This window comes from Actinacidiphila sp. bgisy167, assembly GCF_057707665.1.
This window is the reverse complement of sequence record NZ_JBYIQP010000068.1, coordinates 1-21948: the sequence shown is the minus strand read 5'-3', so window position 1 is coordinate 21948 and position 21948 is coordinate 1. Positions and strand designations below refer to the sequence as shown.

At 71.8% G+C, this 21948-nt stretch carries 24 protein-coding genes; 10 read left to right on the top strand and 14 right to left on the bottom strand.

Annotation, left to right across the window (positions count from 1 at the left end; all coding sequences use genetic code 11):
* Window positions 1-46: 46 nt before the first annotated feature.
* Together AC3ET4_RS23080 and AC3ET4_RS23075 are read left to right on the top strand one after the other, a co-directional pair.
* Window positions 47-541: a YfbM family protein gene (locus AC3ET4_RS23080; RefSeq protein ID WP_431952443.1), complete on the top strand. Its 495-nt coding sequence runs from the start codon at window positions 47-49 to the stop codon at window positions 539-541.
* Between the two features lie 400 nt (window positions 542-941).
* Window positions 942-1538: a hypothetical protein gene (locus tag AC3ET4_RS23075; RefSeq protein ID WP_431952416.1), complete on the top strand. Its 597-nt coding sequence runs from the start codon at window positions 942-944 to the stop codon at window positions 1536-1538.
* A 435-nt stretch (window positions 1539-1973) separates the two neighbouring features.
* Here the strand turns inward: AC3ET4_RS23075 and AC3ET4_RS23070 are convergent, their stop codons facing one another.
* Window positions 1974-2735, bottom strand: coding sequence for a phosphoglyceromutase (locus tag AC3ET4_RS23070; protein ID WP_431952414.1), 762 nt, complete (start codon window positions 2733-2735; stop codon window positions 1974-1976).
* Window positions 2736-2852: 117 nt separating this feature from the next.
* Here AC3ET4_RS23070 and AC3ET4_RS23065 point away from each other — a divergent pair, with 117 nt between their 5' ends.
* Window positions 2853-4148 carry an MDR family MFS transporter gene (locus tag AC3ET4_RS23065; RefSeq protein WP_431952412.1) on the top strand — a complete coding sequence of 432 codons (1296 nt, stop codon included), beginning with the start codon at window positions 2853-2855 and terminating at the stop codon, window positions 4146-4148.
* Between the two features lie 153 nt (window positions 4149-4301).
* Here the strand turns inward: AC3ET4_RS23065 and AC3ET4_RS23060 are convergent, their stop codons facing one another.
* From AC3ET4_RS23060 to mshA, 3 genes are all read right to left on the bottom strand, one after another.
* Complete coding sequence (locus AC3ET4_RS23060; protein ID WP_431952410.1) at window positions 4302-4442, bottom strand: hypothetical protein; 141 nt, start codon at window positions 4440-4442, stop codon at window positions 4302-4304.
* Between the two features lie 160 nt (window positions 4443-4602).
* Window positions 4603-5154 carry a YbjN domain-containing protein gene (locus tag AC3ET4_RS23055; RefSeq protein WP_431952408.1) on the bottom strand — a complete coding sequence of 184 codons (552 nt, stop codon included), beginning with the start codon at window positions 5152-5154 and terminating at the stop codon, window positions 4603-4605.
* A complete protein-coding gene (gene mshA / locus AC3ET4_RS23050) occupies window positions 5147-6499 on the bottom strand; it encodes a D-inositol-3-phosphate glycosyltransferase (RefSeq protein ID WP_431952406.1) in 1353 nt (450 codons plus the stop codon). Before mshA ends, AC3ET4_RS23055 begins: the two co-directional genes overlap by 8 nt.
* A 154-nt stretch (window positions 6500-6653) precedes the next feature.
* On the opposite strand from mshA, the gene AC3ET4_RS23045 reads away from it, so the two are divergent.
* Together AC3ET4_RS23045 and AC3ET4_RS23040 are read left to right on the top strand one after the other, a co-directional pair.
* Complete coding sequence (locus AC3ET4_RS23045) at window positions 6654-7454, top strand: class I SAM-dependent methyltransferase (RefSeq protein WP_431952404.1); 801 nt, start codon at window positions 6654-6656, stop codon at window positions 7452-7454.
* 263 nt (window positions 7455-7717) lie between these two features.
* On the top strand, window positions 7718-8986 hold the full coding sequence (locus AC3ET4_RS23040) for a PP2C family protein-serine/threonine phosphatase (protein ID WP_431952402.1): 1269 nt from the start codon (window positions 7718-7720) through the stop codon (window positions 8984-8986).
* Window positions 8987-9083: 97 nt separating this feature from the next.
* Here the strand turns inward: AC3ET4_RS23040 and AC3ET4_RS23035 are convergent, their stop codons facing one another.
* The 3 genes from AC3ET4_RS23035 to AC3ET4_RS23025 all read right to left on the bottom strand — a co-directional run bounded on the left by AC3ET4_RS23035 (window position 9084) and on the right by AC3ET4_RS23025 (window position 10705).
* The gene (locus tag AC3ET4_RS23035) at window positions 9084-9413 is read right to left on the bottom strand and encodes a DUF2516 family protein (RefSeq protein WP_431952400.1); all 330 of its coding nucleotides are present in this window, start codon (window positions 9411-9413) and stop codon (window positions 9084-9086) included.
* A gap of 87 nt (window positions 9414-9500) precedes the next feature.
* The gene (locus AC3ET4_RS23030; RefSeq protein ID WP_431952398.1) at window positions 9501-10127 is read right to left on the bottom strand and encodes a hypothetical protein; all 627 of its coding nucleotides are present in this window, start codon (window positions 10125-10127) and stop codon (window positions 9501-9503) included.
* A 77-nt stretch (window positions 10128-10204) separates the two neighbouring features.
* Window positions 10205-10705 carry a helix-turn-helix domain-containing protein gene (locus tag AC3ET4_RS23025; protein ID WP_431952396.1) on the bottom strand — a complete coding sequence of 167 codons (501 nt, stop codon included), beginning with the start codon at window positions 10703-10705 and terminating at the stop codon, window positions 10205-10207.
* Between the two features lie 334 nt (window positions 10706-11039).
* On the opposite strand from AC3ET4_RS23025, the gene AC3ET4_RS23020 reads away from it, so the two are divergent.
* The 4 genes from AC3ET4_RS23020 (at window position 11040) to AC3ET4_RS23005 (ending at window position 14168) form a co-directional block, all read left to right on the top strand.
* Window positions 11040-11411 carry a hypothetical protein gene (locus AC3ET4_RS23020; protein WP_431952394.1) on the top strand — a complete coding sequence of 124 codons (372 nt, stop codon included), beginning with the start codon at window positions 11040-11042 and terminating at the stop codon, window positions 11409-11411.
* A 259-nt stretch (window positions 11412-11670) separates the two neighbouring features.
* Entirely contained in the window at window positions 11671-12747 is a 1077-nt protein-coding gene (locus AC3ET4_RS23015; protein ID WP_431952392.1) for a MerR family transcriptional regulator, read from the top strand.
* Window positions 12748-12756: 9 nt separating this feature from the next.
* A complete protein-coding gene (locus AC3ET4_RS23010; RefSeq protein ID WP_431952390.1) occupies window positions 12757-13536 on the top strand; it encodes a 2-phosphosulfolactate phosphatase in 780 nt (259 codons plus the stop codon).
* 83 nt (window positions 13537-13619) lie between these two features.
* Window positions 13620-14168 carry a DinB family protein gene (locus AC3ET4_RS23005; RefSeq protein ID WP_431952388.1) on the top strand — a complete coding sequence of 183 codons (549 nt, stop codon included), beginning with the start codon at window positions 13620-13622 and terminating at the stop codon, window positions 14166-14168.
* On the opposite strand, the gene AC3ET4_RS23000 is transcribed toward AC3ET4_RS23005, so the two are convergent.
* The 6 genes from AC3ET4_RS23000 to AC3ET4_RS22975 all read right to left on the bottom strand — a co-directional run bounded on the left by AC3ET4_RS23000 (window position 14144) and on the right by AC3ET4_RS22975 (window position 20085).
* On the bottom strand, window positions 14144-15004 hold the full coding sequence (locus AC3ET4_RS23000; RefSeq protein ID WP_431952386.1) for a MerR family transcriptional regulator: 861 nt from the start codon (window positions 15002-15004) through the stop codon (window positions 14144-14146). The two genes, AC3ET4_RS23005 and AC3ET4_RS23000, sit on opposite strands and share 25 nt — an antisense overlap.
* A gap of 103 nt (window positions 15005-15107) precedes the next feature.
* Complete coding sequence (locus AC3ET4_RS22995; protein WP_431952384.1) at window positions 15108-16136, bottom strand: aspartate-semialdehyde dehydrogenase; 1029 nt, start codon at window positions 16134-16136, stop codon at window positions 15108-15110.
* Window positions 16133-17005: a dihydrodipicolinate synthase family protein gene (locus tag AC3ET4_RS22990; RefSeq protein WP_431952382.1), complete on the bottom strand. Its 873-nt coding sequence runs from the start codon at window positions 17003-17005 to the stop codon at window positions 16133-16135. Before AC3ET4_RS22990 ends, AC3ET4_RS22995 begins: the two co-directional genes overlap by 4 nt.
* A 187-nt stretch (window positions 17006-17192) precedes the next feature.
* The gene (locus AC3ET4_RS22985) at window positions 17193-18128 is read right to left on the bottom strand and encodes an aminoglycoside phosphotransferase family protein (protein WP_431952380.1); all 936 of its coding nucleotides are present in this window, start codon (window positions 18126-18128) and stop codon (window positions 17193-17195) included.
* A gap of 261 nt (window positions 18129-18389) precedes the next feature.
* Complete coding sequence (locus AC3ET4_RS22980) at window positions 18390-19184, bottom strand: HAD family hydrolase (protein WP_431952378.1); 795 nt, start codon at window positions 19182-19184, stop codon at window positions 18390-18392.
* Between the two features lie 19 nt (window positions 19185-19203).
* Window positions 19204-20085, bottom strand: coding sequence for a GntR family transcriptional regulator (locus tag AC3ET4_RS22975; RefSeq protein ID WP_431952376.1), 882 nt, complete (start codon window positions 20083-20085; stop codon window positions 19204-19206).
* A gap of 300 nt (window positions 20086-20385) precedes the next feature.
* Between AC3ET4_RS22975 and AC3ET4_RS22970 the strand changes: the two genes are divergently transcribed.
* Window positions 20386-20538, top strand: a complete 153-nt coding sequence (locus tag AC3ET4_RS22970; protein WP_431952374.1) for a hypothetical protein — start codon at window positions 20386-20388, stop codon at window positions 20536-20538.
* 87 nt (window positions 20539-20625) lie between these two features.
* On the opposite strand, the gene AC3ET4_RS22965 is transcribed toward AC3ET4_RS22970, so the two are convergent.
* Window positions 20626-21867 carry a GNAT family N-acetyltransferase gene (locus AC3ET4_RS22965; protein WP_431952372.1) on the bottom strand — a complete coding sequence of 414 codons (1242 nt, stop codon included), beginning with the start codon at window positions 21865-21867 and terminating at the stop codon, window positions 20626-20628.
* Between the last annotated feature and the right edge of the window lie 81 nt (window positions 21868-21948).

The window sequence follows — 21948 nt, the reverse complement described above, 5'->3', positions numbered from 1 at the left end:
TGCGGCGGCCGGTGTCAGTGGTCTCACCTAGTCTCCGGCCGTGAGCATGATCGGTGAATACCTGCGCGTCACGGCTACTGAGCTCGACCGAGCGATCCAGGACCCCGACTGGGCCCGGGACCTCGTCGAAGAGGTCCAGGACGCCGAGGAGGAGAGCGAACCGGCACCGCCCGAAGCGCGCCACTTCAGCACGTACAAGACGTGGGACATGCTCCGCTTCCTGCTGTCGCGCGCCGACTTCCCGGTGAACGTGATCCTCGGTGAGGAACCGCTCACCGAGGACGAGGACTGGGGCTACGGTCCTGCGAGGTACCTGCGACCGGAGCGGGTCCGGCTCGCGTGTGAAGCTCTGCGGGCTGTGAGCTATGACCGGCTCCTCAGTGGTGTGGATCCTGCTGAACTGACCGACGCCGAGGTGTATCCGCTCGGATGGAGTGAGCCTGACGCGCTGGAATGGGGGCGTCCCTGGTACGACGGTCTTGCACAGTTCTTCGAGGCCGCTGCCAAGGCCGACGACGCGATGCTGGTCTGGTTGGACTGACAGGCCTGAGCGCCAGAGCCGGCCCGAGACGACAACAAGCCCCCTGCCCCGCGAGGCCGTGGCGCAGGGGGCTGCCAGGTCGCCAAGGACTTCGACTCCCTCGGCGGGGATGCCGGTCGCAGAGCCGCACGGTGTCGGGCCGTCGGGCAGCCACCAAGGAAGATCAAAAGGCATCGACGTCTCGTTGTCAGAACGCATAGGATGCGGCGCTCGATTCGATTGCGATCATGCATAAAGGGGGCACGGGATGCTACTGACGTGCCGGAAGTGTCGGCAGCGTGAAGTCGCTTTCGACGGGATCACCGGGCTGTGTCCGGTCTGCCAGCAGGAGAGCGACGCGTCGAAGCCGGCTCAGCGTCGCGGGCGCAACGACAGGGCGGCGTCGCAGGTCCTGTCCAAGGTGAGTCCCGCCCGGGTCTCGCTGTCGGGCCCCCTGCTGGTGGTGCTGGCCGCTGCCGCGGCAGCCGTCGTGAACGAGGCCGTGCGGTTCTCCGCCGAGCGCACGCAGGCCCACCAGTGGGCCTTGGCCGCCGCCGGCAACGGCTTCGACCGGCAGGCTCTGCACAGCGCACTCGGGACGATCGACACCACGGGCATCGTGCGCTTCGTGGCCTTCGTCGCAGTTCTGCACACCCACCGGCGGTGGGTGCGTGCCGGCCACGCGAACGCCATGTCGCGCTCCGACATCGGGCTGGGATGGCTCAGGGCCCTGCCAGGCGGCAGGGGAGCCGTCGGGATCTACGGCGTGTGGCTCCTGTCGGTTGTCGCCGCGCTCTACATCTCGTTCGTGAGCGATTCCAACCCGCAGACGCCCGACGACTACGAGACCGCGGCGAACATCGACGCCGGCTTCAGCCTGGTCCGCATAATTCTGGCCGTCCTACTGAGCGCATTCACCGTGCAGTTGACCCTGGGGCTGAACAACTTGCTGGCCACGCCGTCGACGGTGGAGGTGGCCGACCTGCCCGCCGAGCCGCAGGCCGTCGGCGAGGAGTGACGCGCCCGGCCTGCCGGAACACCTGGGGCGGGGAAGAGCGAGGGTCCCGCGGCGCATCCCAACGCCTTTCATCCGCGCCGCCTGGATACCGGCGCTTGCCGCAGCCGGAGTGACCCGGTCCCCGCTCACGGCAAGCCGTACGCCCGGTCGTGCGAGAACGGCGTGCACGCACCTCGGCACTTCTACGCCTCCGTTCTCCTGGACGCAGGGGAGAACATCAAGGCGCCGGCCGAGTACCTCGGCCATTCAAGCCTGGGGCCGGCGCTCCGGGTGTACGCACTGCTGCTGCCGTCGAACCACGAACGGACCAGGAAGGCAGTGGCCGGCGTCTTCAGGTCGGCGGCCCGCGCCCATGCGCTCAGAGTCGGCCCCAGAGCTGCAACAAGCCCCCATCCCCGCGGAGAACCCGCAGGTAGGGGGCTTGATCGCGTCGGATTACTTCTTCTTGCCCTGGTTCTTCACGGCCTCGATCGCCGCCGCGGCCGCCTCGGGGTCGAGGTAGCGGCCGCCCGGGGTGACGGGGCGGAAGTCCGCGTCGAGCTCGTAGGCGAGCGGGATGCCGGTGGGGATGTTCAGGCCCGCGATGTCGGCGTCGGAGATGCCGTCGAGGTGCTTGACGAGGGCGCGCAGGCTGTTGCCGTGGGCGGCGACCAGGACGGTGCGGCCGCTGAGGAGGTCCGGGACGATGCCGTCGTACCAGTACGGCAGCATGCGGGTGACGACGTCCTTCAGGCACTCCGTGCGCGGGCGCAGCTCCGGCGGGATGGAGGCGTAGCGCGGGTCGTCGCTCTGGGAGAACTCGCTGCCGTCCTCGAGCGGCGGCGGCGGGGTGTCGTAGGAGCGGCGCCAGAGCATGAACTGCTCCTCGCCGAACTCGGCGAGGGTCTGCGCCTTGTCCTTGCCCTGGAGGGCGCCGTAGTGGCGCTCGTTGAGGCGCCAGCTGCGGTGGACGGGGATCCAGTGCCGGTCGGCGGCCTCGAGGGCCAGCTGCGCCGTGCGGATCGCGCGCTTCTGGAGGGAGGTGTGGACGACGTCGGGGAGGAGTCCGGCGTCCTTCAGCAGCTCGCCGCCCCGGACCGCCTCCTTCTCGCCCTTCTCGTTGAGGTTGACGTCAACCCAGCCGGTGAAGAGGTTCTTCGCGTTCCACTCGCTCTCGCCGTGGCGGAGGAGGATCAGCTTGTAGGGAGCATCTGCCATGGCATGGAGTCTAGAAGAAAACGCTTTGATGCCCTCCGGAGGGCGGATGTAAGCTGCGCTGGCCATCCTGGCCCATTACGCCTACGACGCCCCCGAACGCCGCGAGGAGCAGCCGCCGTGCCCGATGTCAGACGTGTCCTGCGGGAGACCGTGTCAGGACTCCCCGGGACCTTCTGGTGGCTGTGGACCAGCACGCTGGTCAACCGGCTCGGCGGCTTCGTCGTCACCTTCCTCGCCCTCTACCTGACCCTCGACCGGGGCTACTCGGCGACCTACGCGGGCCTCGTCGCGTCCCTGTACGGCCTCGGCGGCGCTCTCGGCGCGGTCGCCGGCGGGGTGCTGACCGACCGGGTGGGACGCCGCTCGACGATGCTGCTGGCCCAGGTCGCGGCGGCGGCCGCGACGGCGGCGCTGGCCTTCGTGGGCGGGCAGGTGCAGATCGCGGCGGTGGCCACGGTGATCGGCGTGGCGAGCAGCGCCTCGCGCCCCGCGGTGCAGGCGATGATGGCGGACGTGGTGCCCGCCGAGGACCGGGTACGGGCCTTCTCCCTCAACTACTGGGCCGTGAACATCGGCTTCGCCGTCTCGTCGGCGTCGGCCGGCTTCATCGCCTCGCAGGGCTACCTGTGGCTGTTCCTGGGCGACGCCTTCATGACGGTGCTGTGCGCGCTGGTGATCTACGCCAAGGTGCCGGAGTCGATGCCGGGCCGGGAGCCCGAGGCGTCGGTCGCGGCCGCCGGGAGCGGTCAGTCGCGGGTCGGCCTCGGGGTCGTGCTGCGCGACCGGCGCTTCATGGCCTTCGTCGCGCTGACGTTCCTGCTGGGCACGGTCACCCAGCAGGGTGCGACGACCCTCTCGGTCGACATGGGCCGCCAGGGATTCTCCGCGAGCGAGTACGGCCTGGTCATCGGCCTCAACGGCCTTCTGATCGTGATCCTCCAGCTCCCGCTCACCCGGCTCGTCGAACGACGGAGTGTGGCGGCGCTGCTGACCGCGGGCACGTTGCTGATGGGCTGGGGCTTCGGGCTCAACGCCTTCGCCGGTTCGGTCCCCTTCTACGCGCTGGCGGTGGCGGTGTGGACGATCGGCGAGATCTTCCACGCGCCGACCTCGATGTCGCTCGTCGCCGATCTGGCGCCGGCCCACGCCCGGGGCCGCTACCAGGGTATGTACTCCCTGGCCTGGCCGGCGGCGGCCTTCGCCGGACCGCTGCTGGGCGGCCTGGCGCTGGACCGGTGGGGCGGCGGCGTGGTCTGGGGGGCGTGCGCCGTGGTCGGATCGGTCGCCGGGGCGGGCTACTGGCTGCTGCTGCGCGAGCGCGGCCCGCGCGCCGAACCCGTGGACGCGGTGACCGCTGCCCAGGCCCCGGCCCGGGTGCCGCAGCCTGAGCCGGAGCCTGCGGCGGACCACTAGCGGTTCTTCAGCGGACGACCGCGTGCGCCTTCGACGGGGCCCGGCGCAGGCCGCGCAGCGCGCCGGACCAGGGGATCACCTGGTCGAACACGCGTTGGACCGTGACGCCGAGGCCCTCCGCGGGCACGAAGGCGCCGGTGGAGAACGCGGGGATCAGCGGTACGGCGGGCTGTGACGGACCGTGGCCACCTGGAGCTCGGCGAGCACGAGCGGCAGCGCTTCGGCGCCCCGGACGCGCGCCGCCCATCCGCCGTGGCTCCGTGCCTGGAGCGGGCAGCCGATCGAAGACCGCATCGAGTCGCTCCACGGCGTGACCGCCGACAGCCCGACCAGTGGGCCGGCGACCAGAAGTCACCTGCGCGCCCCGCGGCGGTGTTCATGGGGGAGGCATGCGGTCGCCCCCCGCATCCGATGCGTCACCGGTCGCGCTGCGGCCCCCGCGCGACCGCTGGCGCTACTCGTCGCTCGCGCGGCTCTCGTCGCTCCCGCCGCCTGCGCGGCTCTCGTCCGCCGTACCGATCAGGCGGGCGAACGCGTCGAGGTTGCGCGTGGACTCGCCGCGCGCCGTCCGCCATGCGTGCTCCTTGCGGATCGCGTCGGCGAAGCCCAGCTCCAGCAGCGTGTTGAAACTGCCGTCGGCGTTCTCGGCGACGGAGCCCAGCACCCGGTCGACCTCCTCGGGCGTCACCGCGGCCAGCGGCAGCCGGCCGGACAGATAGACGTCACCGAGCGGGTCGAGGGCGTAGGCCACCCCGTACAGCCGCGTGTTGCGCTCCAGGAGCCAGCGGTAGAACGCCTCGTGGTTCTCGTCGGGGCGGCGCACCACGAAGGCGTTGACCGTCAGGGAGTGGCGCCCCACAGCGAGGGCGACGGTGGTGGAGAGCTTGCGCGTGCCGGGAAGCGACACGACGTACTCGCCCCTGGCGCCGGTCTCCCAGCCGAGTCCCGCGTCCTCCAGTGCCTGCTCGACCGCCGCACGCGCCGCCGTCTGCTCCCGCTCACCCATGCGGCGATCGTAGGCGACGCCGCCGCTCGGCCATCGCACCCGCGTACACCTCGGCGGTCCTGTTGGCCGCCGCGTCCCAGCCGAAGCACGCGGAGTGCCGGGCCGCGGCGGCGCCCATGGTGGGCACCAGCTGCGGTTGGTCGATGAAGCGGCGCAGGGCCCGCGCGTAGTCGGCCGGGTCGTGGCCCATGACGAGGAAACCGGTCTCGCCGTCCCTCACCGCCACCGGCAGCCCGCCGACCGACGCCGCCACCACCGGCGTGCCGCAGGCCTGGGCCTCTATGGCGACCAGCCCGAACGACTCGCTGTACGAGGGCATGACCAGCACGGACGCGGCCCGGTACCAGTCCGCGAGCCGGTCCTGCGCGACCGGCGGCTGGAAGCGCACGAGGTCGGAGATGCCGAGCCGGGCGGCGAGCTTGTGCAGGTGCTCCGGCTTGGCCAGGCCGCTGCCGCTCGGCCCCCCGACGACGGGGACGACGAGACGTTCGCGCAGCGACGGGTCCTGCGCGAGCAGGATCGCCGCGGCGTGCAGCAGGATGTCGGGGGCCTTCAGGGGCTGTATCCGGCCGGCGAAGAGGGGTATCACAGCGTCCTGCGGCAGACCGAGCCGCGCGCGGGCCCCGGCACGGCCGCCGTGGGCGTCCGGCCGGAAGCGGTCCAGGTTCACCCCGGGGTGGACGACCTCGACCTTGCGGGGGTCGGCCTCGTAGTGCCGGATCAGCTCGTCCGACTCCTCGGTGGTGTTGGCGATCAGTCGGTCTGCGGCGCCGACGATCTGCGTCTCGCCGATCACCCTGGCCGTGGGTTCGGGGGTGTCGCCCTCGGCGAGCGCGGCGTTCTTGACCTTGGCCATGGTGTGCATGGCGTGGACGAGCGGGACGCCCCAGCGCTCGGCGGCGAGCCAGCCGACCTGGCCGGAGAGCCAGTAGTGCGAGTGCACCAGGTCGTAGTGGCCCTGCCGGTGGCTGGCCTCGGCGTGCATCACGCCGTGGGTGAAGGCGCACAGCTGCGCGGGGAGGTCCTCCTTGGCCAGGCCCTCGTACGGACCGGCGTCCACGTGCCGCACCAGGACCCCGGGGGCCAGCTCGACCGTGGGCGGCAGGGCGGCCGTGGTGGCGCGGGTGAAGATCTCGACCTCGACGCCGGGGCCCTCCGCGAGCCGCTTGGCCAGCTCGACGATGTAGACGTTCATGCCCCCCGCGTCCCCGGTGCCGGGCTGGTGGAGGGGCGAGGTGTGCACGCTGAGCATGGCCACGCGCCGCGGACGGCGCCCACCGACGGCATGGCGGCGCAACCGGCGGTGGGGACCACCGGCCAGGACCTTCGCCACGTACTGGCTCACGTCGCGTCCTCCACTTCTCGACAGGCGACCGAGCGGAAGCCTCCCATGAACGGTGACAACCCGCGGAAGGCCTAGATCCATTTCCGCTTTTGCCAAAGCGTGACCGTCGTCCTGGCCCGGACGAGGCGGCCCCGGGCTCGCATAGGCTCGGCGCATGCGTGCGACACGGCCGGTCGGAGAGGTGACCAGAGGGACGACCAATCCCAACCGCCTGCGCCGCATGGACCGCTGGATCGCCGCCCAGCACGGTCCCGCGCTGCGCCGCAGCGACGACCCCCTGGCGGTCGACCTGGGCTACGGCGCCGCGCCGTGGACAGCCCTCGAACTGCTGCAACGGCTCCGTACCGCCCGCCCGGACGCCGAGGTGGTCGGCATCGAGATCGATCCGGCCCGGGTGGCCGCCGCCCGGCCGTACGCCCGTGAAGGGCTGTCGTTCGCCCACGGCGGCTTCGAGGTACCCCTGCCGGACGGCCGCAGGCCGGCCCTGATCCGGGCGGCGAACGTCCTGCGCCAGTACGACGAGGCACGGGTCGCCGAGGTGTGGACGCGGCTGCGGGATCGGCTCGCCCCGGACGGGCTGCTGGTGGAGGGCACCTGCGACGAGATCGGCCGCCGTCACGTGTGGGTGGCGCTCGGCCCCGAAGGCCCGCGCACGGTGACCTTCGCCACCCGGCTCGGCTCCTTGGAACGGCCCTCCGACCTTGCGGAGCGGCTGCCCAAGGCGCTGATCCACCGCAATGTGCCGGGCGAGCCGGTGCACGCCTTCCTCACCGATTTCGACCGCGCGTGGGCGGCCGCAGCGCCTTTCGCGTCACTGGGCGCCCGGCAGCGGTGGATCCGCACCGTCCGCAGCCTGGCGGGGCAGGGCGGCTGGCCGGTGACGGACACCCCGGCCCGCTGGCGCCAGGGCGAAGTGACCGTCCGCTGGGAGGCCCTGGCCCCGGCGCGGGGCTGACGGGCCGCGACCTGCGCCGGACGGGCGGACGGGCGGACGGGCGGACGGGCCAAACGTGACGTTGGTCATGCCCGGTTCATCCCGGCGCGACTGAAATCCGCAGCTCAGCACCGCATATGACAGGGGCGATTCACCCGCGGGGCCTCCCCCGCCCTCGGACGCTACCGCTATGGTCGCCCTTCAGTGTCCTCGGAGCTGAGCAACCGATCCGGTCGATCCGACCCCTCCGGGACGTTGCCCTCGGGGGAGGGAAGGATTGCCCGATGTCGCCGATGTCCGCGACCGGGCGGCGCACCGACCAGTACGCCGCCGTGCCGGGGCCGCGCCAGGAAGCACCCCTGGCCGACGGCCGGACCTCCCCTGCCCTGACCCTGCTCGTCATCGGTGAGGACCCCGCCGGCGCGTTCACCGTCCCCGACCTGCTGGACGTCTCCGGCACGCGCGTGCGCATCCGCCGTGCCCGCAACCTGACCGAGGCCGAGCGGCTGCTCCGGGACGACGTCAACTGCATCCTGCTGGAACTCGCCGCCCGCTCCGCCGAGGGCGCCCCCGACCCGATGGAGGGCCTGCGGAAGCTGCTGCAGCTCGCCCCGCGCACCGCCGTGCTCGTGCTGACCGCGGGCGCCGACACCGACGCCGAGCGCGCCGCCGAGGCCGTCCGCGTGGGCGCCCAGGACCACCTGACCCCGGCAGACCTGGACCCGTCCCATCTGACCCGGGCCATCCGCTACGCCGTGGAGCGCAAGCGCGCCGACGTCGCGCAGCGCCAGCTGACCGAGACCCGGCTGCTCGCCCAGGAGAACTCGCGGCTCGAACGCGGGCTGCTCCCCACGCCGCTGCTCCACGGCGCCGACCTGCGCTTCGCCGCCCGCTACCGGCCCGGCCGGAGCCGGGCCCTGCTCGGCGGCGACTTCTACGACACCGTCCGCACCCCGGACGGTGTCGTGCACGCGATGATCGGCGACGTCTGCGGCCACGGGCCGGACGAGGCCGCCCTCGGCGTGGAGCTGCGCATCGCCTGGCGCGCGCTGACTCTGGCCGGGCTGTGCGGGGCCGACCTGCTGGGCACGCTCCAGCAGGTCCTGGAGCACGAGCGGTCGGACGCCGAGATCTTCGCGACCCTCTGCCAGGTCGACATCAGCCCGGACTGCCGCGCCGCCGACCTCTGGCTGGCCGGTCATCCGGCGCCGCTGGTGTCGCTGTCCGGGATGGCGCCGCAACTGCTGCCCTACGAGCACGGCGGCCCCGCGCTCGGGCTGCTGCCGCAGAAGGACTGCTGGGAGGCCGCGCGCTTCGAGCTGGGCGAGGCCTGGAGCCTGATGCTCTACACCGACGGGCTCATCGAGGGCCGGATCGGCCTCGGCGCGCAGCGGCTGGGCCAGGAGGGCATGGTCGAACTGGTCGGACGGCAGCTGTCCGCCGGACTCGCCGGCGAGGATCTGCTGGACGCGGCCATGGCCGAGGTACGCGAACTCAACGGCGGTGAGCTGACGGACGACGTCGCCCTCATGCTCCTGGAGTCGGGCGCCTGACCCACCGGACCCGGACGACCGGGCCGGCCGACGACCCCGCCGGCCGGCCGCCCGACGCACATGCGGGCACCCCGAGCCGCGGGGACCTGAGACCGCCTCAGCGCTTGAAGGGGCCGTACGGTCCGTCGCTGCTGCTGCCGCCGCGCCGCCGCGGGCCGGACACCTGCTTGAGGGCGGGACGCACGTCCACCGTGTAGACGATCACCGCGATCAGGCCGATGACCGGCAGGAAGGACGTGATCGGCAGAAACCCGATCAGCGCCGCGGCCACGGCGAGGATGATCAGCCAGAAGGGCTTGGTCTTCTTGTCCGCGGCCCGGTAGGCGTCCTCACGCCGGATGGCCGCGTCGACCAGCGCGAACAACGCGAAGACCAGCAGGGCGAGGGAGATCCAGCCCAGCACGTTGTAGAAGCCCTGCACCAGCATTGCCGTCCACCTCCGTCGTCGGCTCCCACCGTACCGGCACAACGGGCCGGGCACGCCGTGCGTGCCCGGCCCGTGATGTCCGGCCGCTCAGGAAGCGGGCTTGCCCGGCGTCGCGGGCTTCTTGTTCGGCGGGGTCTTCTTCGCCGCGGCGGCGGCCGCGCCCTTCCTGTCCTGGCTCTCCTGCGCCGAGGACGGCGCCGGGGCGGGGGCGGCGGCCGGCTTGGCGTCGGGGGCGGGCGCCTGACGCGCCGCCGGGACGGGGTCCGGCTCGATCGCGACCGCGATGTCCTCGACCTGCTCGGCGGCCTCGCCGCGCCAGGTGGCGACCGCGCCCTTGCCGCGCTCGGCCAGGCCGTCGTACGCCTCCTTGGCACGGACCGCGTACTCGGCGGCCCGGCCCACCTGCTGCAGCGCGAAGTCCTGCGCGGAGTCACGCAGCTTGCGCAGGTCGCCGTCGATCGTGCCCAGGAAGTCGTTGACCTTGGCCTGCGCCTTGGTCTGCGCGTCCTTGGCCTGCGCCGTCACCTTCTCCTGCACGGCCTTGGGGTCGGTGCCGCGGATCTTCTCGATGCGCTCGGGGGCCTCGGCGCGGATCTTCTCGATCAGCGGCGGGACCTCCTTGAGCTTCTCGGCGGCGAGGTCCGCGGTCCCGGCCAGCGCGTACAGCGGGGTCGGGTCCTTGAGGGTCTTGACGATGTCTTCGGTGATCGCCATGAGGGTTTCTCCCGTTTGAGGATGTTGGCGGATTCGTCTGTCGAGTCCGCTCGTTCCGCGCGACCGGTCGCGACCGGTCATCCGGCGGCCGCGGCGTCGCCGCCACCGCCGCTGCCCTGTCCGGCCGCTCCGGACGCGTTCGGTTTCAGGACGGCGACAGCCTTCTTCGCCGCCTTCTTCGCCATGTGCTCGCGCGGCGCAGCGGGCTGCTCGTCAAGAGCTTCCTCCACCGCGGCGTTCTCCTTGCGGAACGACTCGTAGATCTGCAGGAGGACTTGCTTCTGCTTCTCGTTGATCGCCGTGTCGGCCAGGATGGCGGTCCGCACCTCCATCCCGTCGCCCTGGGCCCGCTCGTCGAGGATCCCCGCCTGCACGTACAGGGTCTCGGCGGAGATGCGCAGCGCCTTGGCGAGCTGCTGCAGGATCTCCGCGCTGGGCTTGCGCAGTCCTCGCTCGATCTGGCTGAGGTAGGGGTTGGACACCCCCGCGGCGTCGGCGAGCTGACGCAGGGACAGCTGCGCGTTGCGGCGCTGCTCCCGCAGGTACTCGCCGAGGGTGCCGACGTTCAGAGAAGCCATGTCTCCGAGGATGCCGCGCGGTGCTAACTTTTGCAAGCACTGTGCTTGCAAAAGTCTCATTGGGGGGTACGGCTTCCCCCGCCCGGCCCAGTCCACCGTCGCCTTGCCCGTTCCCGGTGGACTGGCGAGTCGGGGCGGTTCCGGCGAACGACCTGGACGCGGTCCCCGCGCAGCCGGCCGGCCTGTACGGTCCACCGCATGGTTGACGCGTTCGACGTGGCGCGAGCTCTGCCCGGTGGGATACCCGACAGGGCGCGAGCTTCGTCCGGGGCTGTGCAAGCAGCCTGGGCGGAGCCGCTCGCCGACGGCGCGGGTACGCGAGCGGAGGAAACGTGTGAAACCCCTGCCGGAGATGACCGAACGCGAGTACTTCGCCATGGTCGGCCAACGTCCGCACATGTTCGTCGGCGAGACCTCCTTCCACGTGCTGACCGCGTTCCTGACCGGCTATGACGAGCACGCTCTCCGGCATGGCGGCCACGGCCTCACGGGCTGGCGCGACTGGCTCGTCGCCCGTCGCGGACGTGACTGCAACCACGCCTGGCCGGGCCAGGTTCTCCACCTCGCCTTGCCGAACGGGTGGCACCACGGGAACCTTCCGCCCGAGGACGAGCGGCACGCGATCAAAGTCCTGTTCGAGCTCCTTGACGAGTTCACGGCCGAGCGAGAGCGAGAAGCAGCCCAGGGTCCACAGTCCTTGGACTGACGGAAACGTCGGGCTGCACCGCGTCTGACTCAAGACGACCCACCGCTGGACACGGCCTCGCGGAGAGTCAGGTTCGCTGAGACCCGGTGCCGCCGTCCCCGGCGCCCCTGGCACGCGGGGCGGTTCCGCCCGGGGCCCGTGGCGGAACCCGTCGGCGCCCGTTCCAGGGGCGGCGGCAGCCGGTTGACCTTGACCTTGGGGCAGGCCGCAGCATCGAAGCGGCCGGGCGGTGTGCCCGGCTCGAGGGAGGGAGCCCGTCATGGACTCGCTGACGATCGGGGCGTTCGCGAAGGCGTCCCGGCTGTCGCCGAAGGCGCTGCGGCTGTACGACGAGCTCGGGCTGCTGACGCCCGCACGGGTCGATCCGCTCACCGGCTACCGCCACTACGCGCCCGCCCAACTGGAGCGCGCCCGGCTCGTGAGCTGGCTGCGGCGGCTGGGGATGCCGCTGGCCCGCATACGGAAGGTGTGCGCGCTTCCCGCGCCCGCCGCCGCGCGGGAGATCCGCGCGTACTGGGCGCAGGCCGAGGCGGCGCACGGCGCGCGGCGGGACCTGGCCGCCTTCCTCGTCGATCACCTGTCCCGGAAGGACCTCGCTGTGAACGACGCGAACCACGCCCTGGAACTGCGCTACGCCGCCCTCTCCGACGCCGGCCTCGTCCGGCCGGGCAACCAGGACACCGCCTACGCCGGCGACCGGCTGTTGGCGGTGGCCGACGGCTTCGGCGGGGAGGGGGCCCCGGCGGGCGCCGCCGCCGTCGACGCGCTCAAGGCGCTCGACACGGGCGCCGACGGCTCTTCGGGCGGGCTCCTGGACGTGCTGCAGGACGCCCTGGAACGGGCCGACGAGACCGTGCGCGGCTACGCCGACTCGGGCACCACGCTCACCGCGCTGCTGTGGTCCGGGGAGCGGCTGGCCCTCGTCCACATCGGCGACTCGCGGGCGTACCTGCTGCGCGACGGCGACCTCTTCCGGATCACGCACGACCACACGATGGTGCAGTCGATGGTGGACGAGGGCCGGCTCACCGAGGACGAGGCCGTCTCGCACCCCCAGCGCTCGCTGCTCGTACGGGCGTTGGGCTCGGGCACCCGTACCGCCGGTCGCCAGCCCGACCTGCGGCTGCACGATCCGCGTCCCGGCGACCGGTACCTGCTGTGCACGGACGGCCTGTCCACCGTCGTCCCGGACGAGGAACTGCGCCGGGTGCTCGCCTCCGGCGCCGCGCCCGGGGAGGCGGTGCGCACGCTGGTGGAGCTGGCCAACGCCGCCGGCGGTCCGGACAACGTCAGTTGTGTCGTCGCCGATGTACAGGCCAGGTCCGTCGCGGCATAGTCCTCGCTCATGAGCGAGGACTGGTTTCTGCAGACAGGCCACGGGGTGCGGTTCGAGTGGGGGCCGGAAGGCGCCCGGCGGATCGGGGTCCACGCGGCGTGCACGGTCGTCGTCGACGTCCTCTCCTTCACCACCGCGGTGACGGTGGCCGTCGAGGCGGGGACCGCCGTCCACCCGTACGCCTGGCGCGACGCCACGGCCGCGGAGTACGCCCGGCGGGTCGGGGCGCGGCTGGCGGTGGGGCGGCGGGAGGCGACCGGGCGTTCGCCCTGGTCGCTGTCGCCCGCCGCCCTGCGCCGTGCGCCCTTCACCCCGCGGCTGGTGCTGCCCTCGCCCAACGGATCGACGATCGCCGCGGCGGCCGGGGAGGCGGCCACCGTGGTCGCCGCCTGTCTGCGCAACGCCGGCGCCGTCGGCGCGTGGCTCGCGCGGCACGGCTACGGAGTCCCGGACCGCCCCGTCGCGGTGATCGCCGCCGGTGAGCGCTGGCCCGACGGGAGCCTGCGGCCCGCGCTGGAGGACCTGTTGGGCGCCGGAGCGGTCGTCGCCGCGCTGCGCGAGCGCGCGGAGGCGGTGACGCTCTCCCCCGAGGCGCTCGCCGCGGCGGCTGTCTTCGCCGGGACCCCCGACCCCGGCGCCGCACTCGCGGCGTGCGCCTCGGGGCGCGAACTGATCGGCGGTGGTTTCCCCGAGGACGTCGCGGTCGCCGCCGAGCTCGACGCGGCATCCGTCGTCCCGGTCCTCTTCGAGGGCGCCTTCACCACGCGGACGGTCTCGGACAGGAACTGACCGCGATCCCCCTACCGTCGCAGGCGTGAAGGGGGCGCCGGGAGACCGGGCGCACCGCCAAGACCCACGACAAGGAGCGCGCGATGCCGACGGTGGTACGGAACGAGACGAGTGAGCGGGACGCTCTGCTGGCCTACCTGGAGGCGCAGCGCGGCGGCGTGCGCCGGGCCGTGCTCGGGCTCACCGACGCGCAGGCGTCCTCGCGGCCCAGCGCCAGCGGGATGAACCTCGCCGGGCTGGTCAAGCACGTCGCCAGGACCGAGGAGTCCTGGGTCCAGGGCCTGCTGCTGGGCCACGAGGACAAGAAGGGCAACGAGGCGGACTACGTCGACGGATTCCGGCTGCTGGAGGGCGAGACCGTGGCCGGCCTGCTGGAGGAGTACGCGCGGATCGGCCGGGAGACCGAGGAGGCGGTCCTCTCGCTGCCCGACCTGGAGGTCGCGGTGCCGTTGCCGGACGCGCCATGGAACCCGCCCGGCATGAAGGTGAGCGCCCGCTGGATCCTGCTCCACCTCGTCGAGGAGACCGCCCGGCACGCCGGGCACGCGGACGTCATCCGCGAGTCCCTGGACGGCCGGACGGCCTTCGCACTCGTCGCCGAGGCGGCTCAGCGGGGCAAGCCCATGGGCTGACCGGTCACGCCCGCCCCGGTGGCCACCGGCTCCTGCAGCTCCGTCACCCACGTGTCGGGGTGCCCCTCGCACTCCAGGTACAGCTCACGGGGGTAGCCGAGCGACCGGGCCCCGTGGGCGTCGATCCCCCGCGCCAGGGCCTGGGCGCTGCGCAGGACGTCGTCCATGGAGCCGCGGTGCACGATCGTCGCGGCGGTCTCCAGCTCCGGCAGGTCCACGACCGCGAAGTCGTACCGGCCGTCCGGCTCCACCGCTACCTGCAGCCCCGCGTGGACGAGGATCGCGCCGTCGCCCTCCGGCGCGTCCTCGTAGTACGCGATGCCCGGACCGGCGGGCCGCACCCCCGCCGCGTCCAGCCGCCTGCACAGCTCGTCGTACAGCGGCTGGATGACGGGCCCGATCTGCGCCGGCTCGAACCCGGCCGCCGTCGCCGTCAGCTCCGCGAGCCGCACCGCGGGCACCGCCTTGATCACCACATCGTCGGTGGTCATCCGTCCCTCGCTCTCGATCGTCCGGAGCCTCGCCTCGACACCCGCCAGCCGTGCCGCGTCCGCCGCCATCGCCGCCGCGAGCTCGGCGCGGCGCAGCCGCAGCATGCCGCGCAGCTGCTGCGCGCTCACCTCCTCGTCGAGGATCGACCGCACCTGCTCGAGCGTGAAGCCGAGGTCCTTGAGGGCGATGACGCGGTTGAGCCGGGCGAGCTGCGCGGCGGCGTAGCTGCGGTAGCCGGTGGCCGGGTCGACACGGTCCGGGCGCAGCAGACCGATGGCGTCGTAGTGACGCAGCATGCGGACCGACACGCGGCCGTGCCTGGCGAAGTCTCCGATGCTGAACATGACGTCTCCGAGTCCAGCGCCTCACATCGTGTGAGGGTCAAGGCGGAACGGCGGATGCCCCGGCGCGCGGTCGGCGCCGGGGCATCCCGAGGGGCGAACGGGGTCAGCCGCGCAGCTCGGCGGCGACCAGCTCCGCGATCTGGACGGCGTTGAGCGCGGCGCCCTTGCGGAGGTTGTCGTTCGAGAGGAAGAGCGCGAGGCCGTGCTCGACGGTGTCGTCCACCCGGATCCGGCCGACGTACGAGGGGTCCTTGCCCGCGGCCTGCTGCGGGGTGGGGATCTCCGACAGCTCCACGCCGGGGGCGGCGCCCAGCAGCTCGTAGGCGCGCGCCACGCTGATCGGACGCTCGAAACGGGCGTTGACCTGCAGCGAGTGGCCGGAGAACACGGGCACGCGGACGCAGGTCCCGGACACCCTCAGCTCCGGGATGCCGAGGATCTTGCGAGACTCGTTGCGGAGCTTCTGCTCCTCGTCGGTCTCGAAGCTGCCGTCGTCGACGATCTTTCCGGCGAGCGGGACGACGTTGAAGGCGATGGGCCGCTGGTAGACCGCGGGCTCAGGGAACTCCACGGCGCCGCCGTCGAAGGTCAGCTCGGTCGCCCGGTCGGCGACCTTGCGCACCTGGCCGTCGAGCTCGGCGACACCGGCCAGGCCGGAGCCGGAGACCGCCTGGTAGGTCGTCGCGACCAGCGCGGTCAGCCCCGCTTCCTCGTGCAGCGGGCGCAGCACGGGCATCGCGGCCATGGTGGTGCAGTTCGGGTTGGCGATGATGCCCTTGGGGCGGTCGGCGATCGCCTCCGGGTTGACCTCGGAGACGACCAGCGGGACCTCGGGGTCCATCCGCCAGGCGGAGGAGTTGTCGATCACGACCGCGCCCGCGGCGGCGACCTTGGGGGCCAGCGCCTTGGAGGTGGCGCCGCCCGCGGAGAACAGGACGATGTCGAGACCGGTGTAGTCGGCGGTGGCGGCGTCCTCCACCGCGATCTCGCCGTCCTTCCAGGGCAGGGTGCGTCCGGCCGAGCGGGCCGACGCGAACAGCCGCAGCTGCTCCACCGGCATGCCGCGCTCGGCCAGCACCTGGCGCATGACCCCGCCGACCTGGCCGGTGGCTCCGACGATTCCGATCCTCATCCGGTCTCTCCGATCAGTGCGTGCGTACGGTCCCGAGTATCCCCCGATGCGGCGAGTGCCCGGAGTGCCGCCCCGAGGGACGGCTGCCCGGCGGGCAGCAGCGGCAGCCGCACGTCGGGGGTCGGGATGCGTCCCCGGGCGTGCAGCACCGCCTTGATCACCGTGCGGTTCGGCTCGGCGAAACAGGCGGCGGCGAGCCGCGCGAGCGCCCGCGCCTGCCGCGCGTCGTGGCGGCGGGCCAGCTCCACCCACCGCTCGGTGGCCAGGTGCGCGGAGGCCGTGATCGCCCCCTCGGCGCCGAGGGCGAGCAGCGCGGGCGCGAAGACGTCGTCCCCGGCGTACAGCGGCACCTGCCCCACGAGCAGGACGGTGTCCTGGTCGATGCCGCCGACCGCGTGCTTGAAGCCGGCGACCCCCTCGATCGCGGCGAGCGCGCGCACCGTGTCGGCGGTGAGTGCGAGCCCGGTGCGGTAGGGGATGTTGTAGACGACCAGCGGCACGGCGGACGCCGCCGCCAGGGCCTCGAAGTGCGCGACGACGCCGGCCTGTGAGGGCCGGACGTACGACGGCACGGACACGAGCGCGGCGTCCGCGTCCAGCTCCGCGAGTTCCGCCGCGGTCCTGCGGGTGTCCGGCCCTCCGGCCCCCACGGTGAACCGCAGCCCGCGCTCACGGCACACCCGTCCCACGGTCGCGCGGACGACCTCCTTCTCGGCCTCGTCCAGCGTCGCTGCCTCGGCGGTCGTCCCCAGCGCCACCAGCCCGGCGACCCCCTCGTCGGCCATGTCGTGCGCCAGGCGCTCCAGCGCGTCGGCGGCGACGCGGCCGACCGCGTCGAAGGGGGTGATCAGCGGTACGTGGATACCCATGCCCTCGAGCGTGGGCCAGCGGAACCCTGCAGGTCCAGTTAATAGTCCTTCATGGAACCGATCAGCAGCGCTGCACGAAGGGGCTGAGTCCCCAAGTCGGCGGCGGCGGACAAGTGGGTGAGAGAGCGCTTCGCCCCCATGGGGGGGCACCGGCCGCCGCGTATGCCCGCCGACGCGACGCGCACCCTCAGCGGGCGCCGGTGAGAAGACTGGGGGCTGGCCCTGTCGCCAGCCACTGCTTCAGCGCGTCGGCGACCGCCGAGGGACTTCGGGTGTCCACTCCGAAGTCCTCCACCGCGACCAAACGCGCGGCGATGACACCGGCCTCCTGGTCGATGCGGGAGGGGTCCCGCCGTACTGCGCCGGCCGCACGCACCGTGTCATTGTGGGCGGATCGAAGACGCTCAAGCGCGACGTACGCCTCCACATCGGTTTCCAGCCCCTCCACGCGGGCCGGCGCGACCGCCGCGACGGCCTCCGCCCACATGCGGACGGCTGCGTTCCACTGCCGCTCCGGATCGTGGCGCATCCGGCACAGATGGCATGCCAGTTCGTAGACGGGGTCGCCCACCAGGGAGAGTTCCCAGTCGATCAGGGCGAGGCCCCCTCCGTCCCGGACGATGACATTGCCACGATGAACGTCGGTGTGCAGCAGGGCGAAAGGCCGCGCGGTCAGAGCGGCCGTCAGGGAACGACTGCGGTCCCACAGGCCGGGGAGAAGGCCGAGATCGCGGAAGAGGGTGCCGTACTCGGCACGAAAGCGGTCGGCCTGGCCTTGGGCCGCTGCCAGGATGCGGTGATAGAAGAGATGGGATTGGTCGCCCCGCGGCCAGTCGACCGGAACCTTGGGCAGGTCGCCCACGCTGACGGCCGCAATCTGGCGGAACAGACCACCGATCTCGACGAGCCGCCACTCGGGCAGATCGGAGGCATAGGGGTGAACCTCCGTCAGGTGTCTGCCCTCGATGTAGGTCTGCACGGAATAGTCGTCGCCCCGGGCGAGCACGCGCGGAGCGGCGGCGACGCTGCCGCTCTCCGATGCCATCGCCAAGGCATCCAAGAGGTCGTCTTCCGCCCATATACGCACATCGCACATGTCCGCGCCTTTGATGGGTATACGCACTTTCACCAGTGTCCGCGGCGGCAAGCCGGTCTCCTCGGACAACTCCTCAGGGAGTTGGACGACATAGTTTCTGTTGTACAGGCCTACGAGCGGAGTCCCCTCCCGCTCGGCCCGCAGGCGCAAGCGATCCCACCGAGACGTACTGGACATACTGCTCCTGGATGTCGCCACGAACGCCACTTGGAGGCCACAGACGCCCGGAAGTCCTGATACCCGACAGCGGCGCCACAGATAAACGTTGCAGCAGCAGACATGGACACATCAAGCCCGCACAAGTCGGCCCAATGCCGCCGCACACGCGGCGAGGTTCGTGGCGATCATGTCGTCGCGGGCGCCGACCGCGGTCAGTGCCCTCCGCTTGCCCGCATCGGGGGCGTAGCCGCAGAAGGGGATGCCGGCCCGGGCCGCAGCCAAGGCATCGGCCTGCGAATCACCGATCATCAGACAGGAAGCCGGGGCGACCGGACCGCCGGAGCCCTCCCTCAGGCACTCCATCGCTTGATACAGACATTCCGGATTCGGTTTCATTTTCGCCGGATGGTCGAGGCGTCCGACGATCCGGCCCGAAAAGCAGCCGATCAGCGTTCCGTTCGCCAGGTCCGCCCTGCGCAGGCAGGCTTCGATGGCTTTGGTGGCGTTGTTGGACGCCACAGCGAGGCGCTTGCCCTGCTCTGCCAGCTCCTTGACGAGCTCATCCGCCCCATCGGTGAGCGTCGCAGTCAAAGCGGCTTGTTCGTCGAGACGGTCGAGGCGATCACGCATACGCCTCAGAAGTTCCGACACGGTCGCCTCGTCACCGGCTTCCGCACCGCGGGCACCTACCGACTGGTAAGTCCCGTAGGGATCCCGTGACCCCTCAAAAGGCCCCACAGGTAGGCCGCACTTCTCCAGCATCACCCTGAACTCGTCGGCGACCAGCAGCGGCAGATAGGCGTCGCTGGCATCGTCGGGCTGGGCGAACAACGTGACGAGGGGACCGTCAAAATCCCACAGGATGTGCTCCGCACGGCGGAAGGCCGCCATCAGGCGGGGAGGCACCTCATCGAAAGATGTCACAAATGAAGAATTCACTACTTTATTCGCCAAACGTCGCGTCTTGCGCCAAATACTCCCACAGTGAGTTGAACCACTGTTGTGCCTTGGTCACAAATATCGACGCGCGCGAGGCTGGGTCGCTGTCAGCCTGGTAGCGGAACAGCGTGGCGCCCACACCGAGGACGTCGTAGATCGGAAACTCCTCGCCGTCCATCACGATGGGCCGCTCCACCAGCTGGTAGAAGCCGTGCAGGGCCTCACGTTCGTTCAGCAGGTAGAGCTTCACTAGCGGCGTCAGAGGGACGGTCCGGATCTGGACGGACACCTCGGGAACCAGCTGCAGGCTCCGCAATTCCAGCAGTGCGTTCTTCAGCTGCGCCGCATGCCTGCGCGTCATCTCGCGCAGCCGGTCCTTGGGGCGTCCGTCGCTCGGATCGCCCTTCGTGCGCGGCAACGCGAGATCGATGTCGACGCTGGGCAGGAGAAGCCGGACGGTGATGCTGCGCGGGCGGATCAGTCCGTCCCGGATGCGCAGGGTCTGGCTCCGGATGTGGTCGTCCATCGATTCGGCCGTCAAGCTGAACAGGTCCAGAGTGACGTGTTCGGCCTCGAAGGCCTTGGCCATGTACGGGCCGAGGGAGACCATTCCGGGATCGTCCTCGACCCCGGCGGGCACCCGCGCGTCCGGGCGGGCGACCACGACGGTGCCACTGCCCTGCCTGGCCGCGATCAGGCCCTCGTCCTCCAGTGCCCTGAGAGCGTGCTGCACCGTGGCCCGTGAGACCTGGAACCGCTCCCTGAGGTCCGCCTGCGTCGGGATCCGCTGGCCGACCGGGTACTTGCCGTCGGCGATCTCCATTCGCAGCACATCCACGATGCGCTGGAACTTTCTGTCCTTGCCTGAGTCGAGCTCGGTGCTCACGCGTCCAACCATACAACTCCCCCACGAAAGGGCGGAATTGGTTTGGCAGAAACAGTCAAGTCAGAGCTGATGCCCAGGTGAGCGGCAGGGTGTCCATGCAGGGTGCCCAGGGGGGCGGAAGCGCACCCCTCGGCCGCGTGCGGTCATTTTGCGCGGCCGAGCCGGACATCAACTGACCATATAGGCGGCCAAGTTGGTTAGATCATGGAGCCACCCGGGGACAACTTCGTCAGGCCAACCATACCAATTTGCATGACAAGTTGACCGGTTTGGCGTCAGGAGAGGGAGAGGGGAGCTTCCGTGGCTGCCGTGATCTTCGAACAGTTCATGCAGTGGCGATGGGGGACCATGGGCATGATTGCCGCCACCCTCGTCCTCATCGGCCACAAGTCCAGGAACGACACCTGTCTGTGTCTCGGCGGCGTGCTGGTCGTCGTCCTCCTCCTGCGCTGACGCGCGGGGGCTCACGGCGCCGTCGGGCCCCCGGCCAGCACGCGGGAACGGCTCCCGGCCGACGGGCCCCGACGGGCGGACGCAGGACTAGAAGATGTCGATCGGCCACGGCTTGCGCGCCGTGCGGAACAGCGCGTCGACGCGGGCCGTGCCGCCCGGGCGGGATTCGGTGACACCGCCGGTGACGGTCAGGCGCGCCGCCGACTCGTCGCCGAGGTACAGGGACGCCAGGGCGGCGGCCGAGAGGGAGACGTCCGGGGTGGCGGAGGGGGCCGCCTCGGCGGTGGCGGTGCCGTCTGCGGCGGCCTCGAGGCGGAAGCGGCCGGCGGCATGGCCGTCGGGGTCGACGACGTCGAGGACGACGGAGCCCGGGGCCGCGTAGCTGCGGGCGGACAGCGCACGGGGGACGTCCAGCAGGCGCAGCCACAGGAAGTCGCTGGTGGAGTGGACGTGCGCGGCGCGCGGGTCGTCGAGCAGCATCGGCAGCACGTCGTCCTGGCCGCGGCGGCCGGTGTGCACGGTGGCGACCCAGTCGATCGCGAGCAGGTAGCGCCACAGCGCCCGCTCGGCCTCGGGGGTCGCGGAGATCAACTCCCGTACCGTGAGCGGGGCTTTGGGGAACATGCCGTGCCAGGTGTCCTCCACCGAGTAGGCGGCCAGGCCGTCGACGCGTCCGGAGGCGTCGCGGTAGAGGACGAAGATCGGTTCCTTCCAGGGGGCGGAGGGGTTGACCACCGTCCCGGTGGCGTACTCCCAGAAGCGCTCGGTGCGGTTGATCGCGCCGGGGTGGCGCAGCCGTACGCGGTCGTGCAGCTGCGGGCCGAGCTTGAGGACCTCGGACGGGTCCGCCACGTCGATGCGGCCGCCGTCGGACGGCGCTCCCTGGGGGCGGCCGGCGCGGGCGGTGTCGACCTCCCACTCGGTGACCCCGGCGGCGGGGCCGAAGCCGAAGCGGCCGTAGATCCGGTACTCCGCGGCGACGAGGATCGCCACCGGTTCGCCTCGTCGCACGCAGGCGTCGAGCTCCGCGGCCATCATGCGGGAGGCGAGGCCGCGTCGGCGGTGCGTGGCGGTGACGGTGACAGAGGTGATCGCCGAGGCGGGCAGCACCACCCCGCCGGGCACGGTGAGTTCGCGGGGCATGCTGCGGAACGTGGCCACGCAGCGGCCCTCGTCGAAGGCGCCCTGGACGCGGTCGAGGTCCGTCTGCGAGCGGCGGAGTGCGATCTCCTCCTCGGTCACCGACGGCGGCCGGTGGAAACCGGTGTTGACGGCGCGCAGCCAGCCGGGGAAGTCGGACTCGCCGATCGTGCGGACCTCAGGGCTCATGCTCCGACGGTAGGCCGCTCTCCGACTCTGCCGCACCCCGTTTTCCGGCGGCCCCGTGCCGCGCGGTCACGCTGCGGCCTC

Coding starts and splice junctions, on each gene's coding strand:
- AC3ET4_RS23000 (WP_431952386.1), bottom strand. CDS start 15,004: ATGTTCAGCATCGGAGACTTCGCCAGGCACGGCCGCGTGTCGGTCCGC.
- AC3ET4_RS22965 (WP_431952372.1), bottom strand. CDS start 21,867: ATGAGCCCTGAGGTCCGCACGATCGGCGAGTCCGACTTCCCCGGCTGG.
- AC3ET4_RS23030 (WP_431952398.1), bottom strand. CDS start 10,127: ATGGCGATCACCGAAGACATCGTCAAGACCCTCAAGGACCCGACCCCG.
- AC3ET4_RS23015 (WP_431952392.1), top strand. CDS start 11,671: ATGGACTCGCTGACGATCGGGGCGTTCGCGAAGGCGTCCCGGCTGTCG.
- AC3ET4_RS23070 (WP_431952414.1), bottom strand. CDS start 2,735: ATGGCAGATGCTCCCTACAAGCTGATCCTCCTCCGCCACGGCGAGAGC.
- AC3ET4_RS23035 (WP_431952400.1), bottom strand. CDS start 9,413: ATGCTGGTGCAGGGCTTCTACAACGTGCTGGGCTGGATCTCCCTCGCC.
- AC3ET4_RS22990 (WP_431952382.1), bottom strand. CDS start 17,005: ATGGGTATCCACGTACCGCTGATCACCCCCTTCGACGCGGTCGGCCGC.
- AC3ET4_RS22995 (WP_431952384.1), bottom strand. CDS start 16,136: ATGAGGATCGGAATCGTCGGAGCCACCGGCCAGGTCGGCGGGGTCATG.
- AC3ET4_RS23045 (WP_431952404.1), top strand. CDS start 6,654: ATGCGTGCGACACGGCCGGTCGGAGAGGTGACCAGAGGGACGACCAAT.
- AC3ET4_RS23025 (WP_431952396.1), bottom strand. CDS start 10,705: ATGGCTTCTCTGAACGTCGGCACCCTCGGCGAGTACCTGCGGGAGCAG.
- AC3ET4_RS23055 (WP_431952408.1), bottom strand. CDS start 5,154: ATGGGTGAGCGGGAGCAGACGGCGGCGCGTGCGGCGGTCGAGCAGGCA.
- AC3ET4_RS23010 (WP_431952390.1), top strand. CDS start 12,757: ATGAGCGAGGACTGGTTTCTGCAGACAGGCCACGGGGTGCGGTTCGAG.
- AC3ET4_RS23060 (WP_431952410.1), bottom strand. CDS start 4,442: ATGCGGTCTTCGATCGGCTGCCCGCTCCAGGCACGGAGCCACGGCGGA.
- AC3ET4_RS23005 (WP_431952388.1), top strand. CDS start 13,620: ATGCCGACGGTGGTACGGAACGAGACGAGTGAGCGGGACGCTCTGCTG.
- AC3ET4_RS23040 (WP_431952402.1), top strand. CDS start 7,718: ATGTCGCCGATGTCCGCGACCGGGCGGCGCACCGACCAGTACGCCGCC.
- AC3ET4_RS23080 (WP_431952443.1), top strand. CDS start 47: ATGATCGGTGAATACCTGCGCGTCACGGCTACTGAGCTCGACCGAGCG.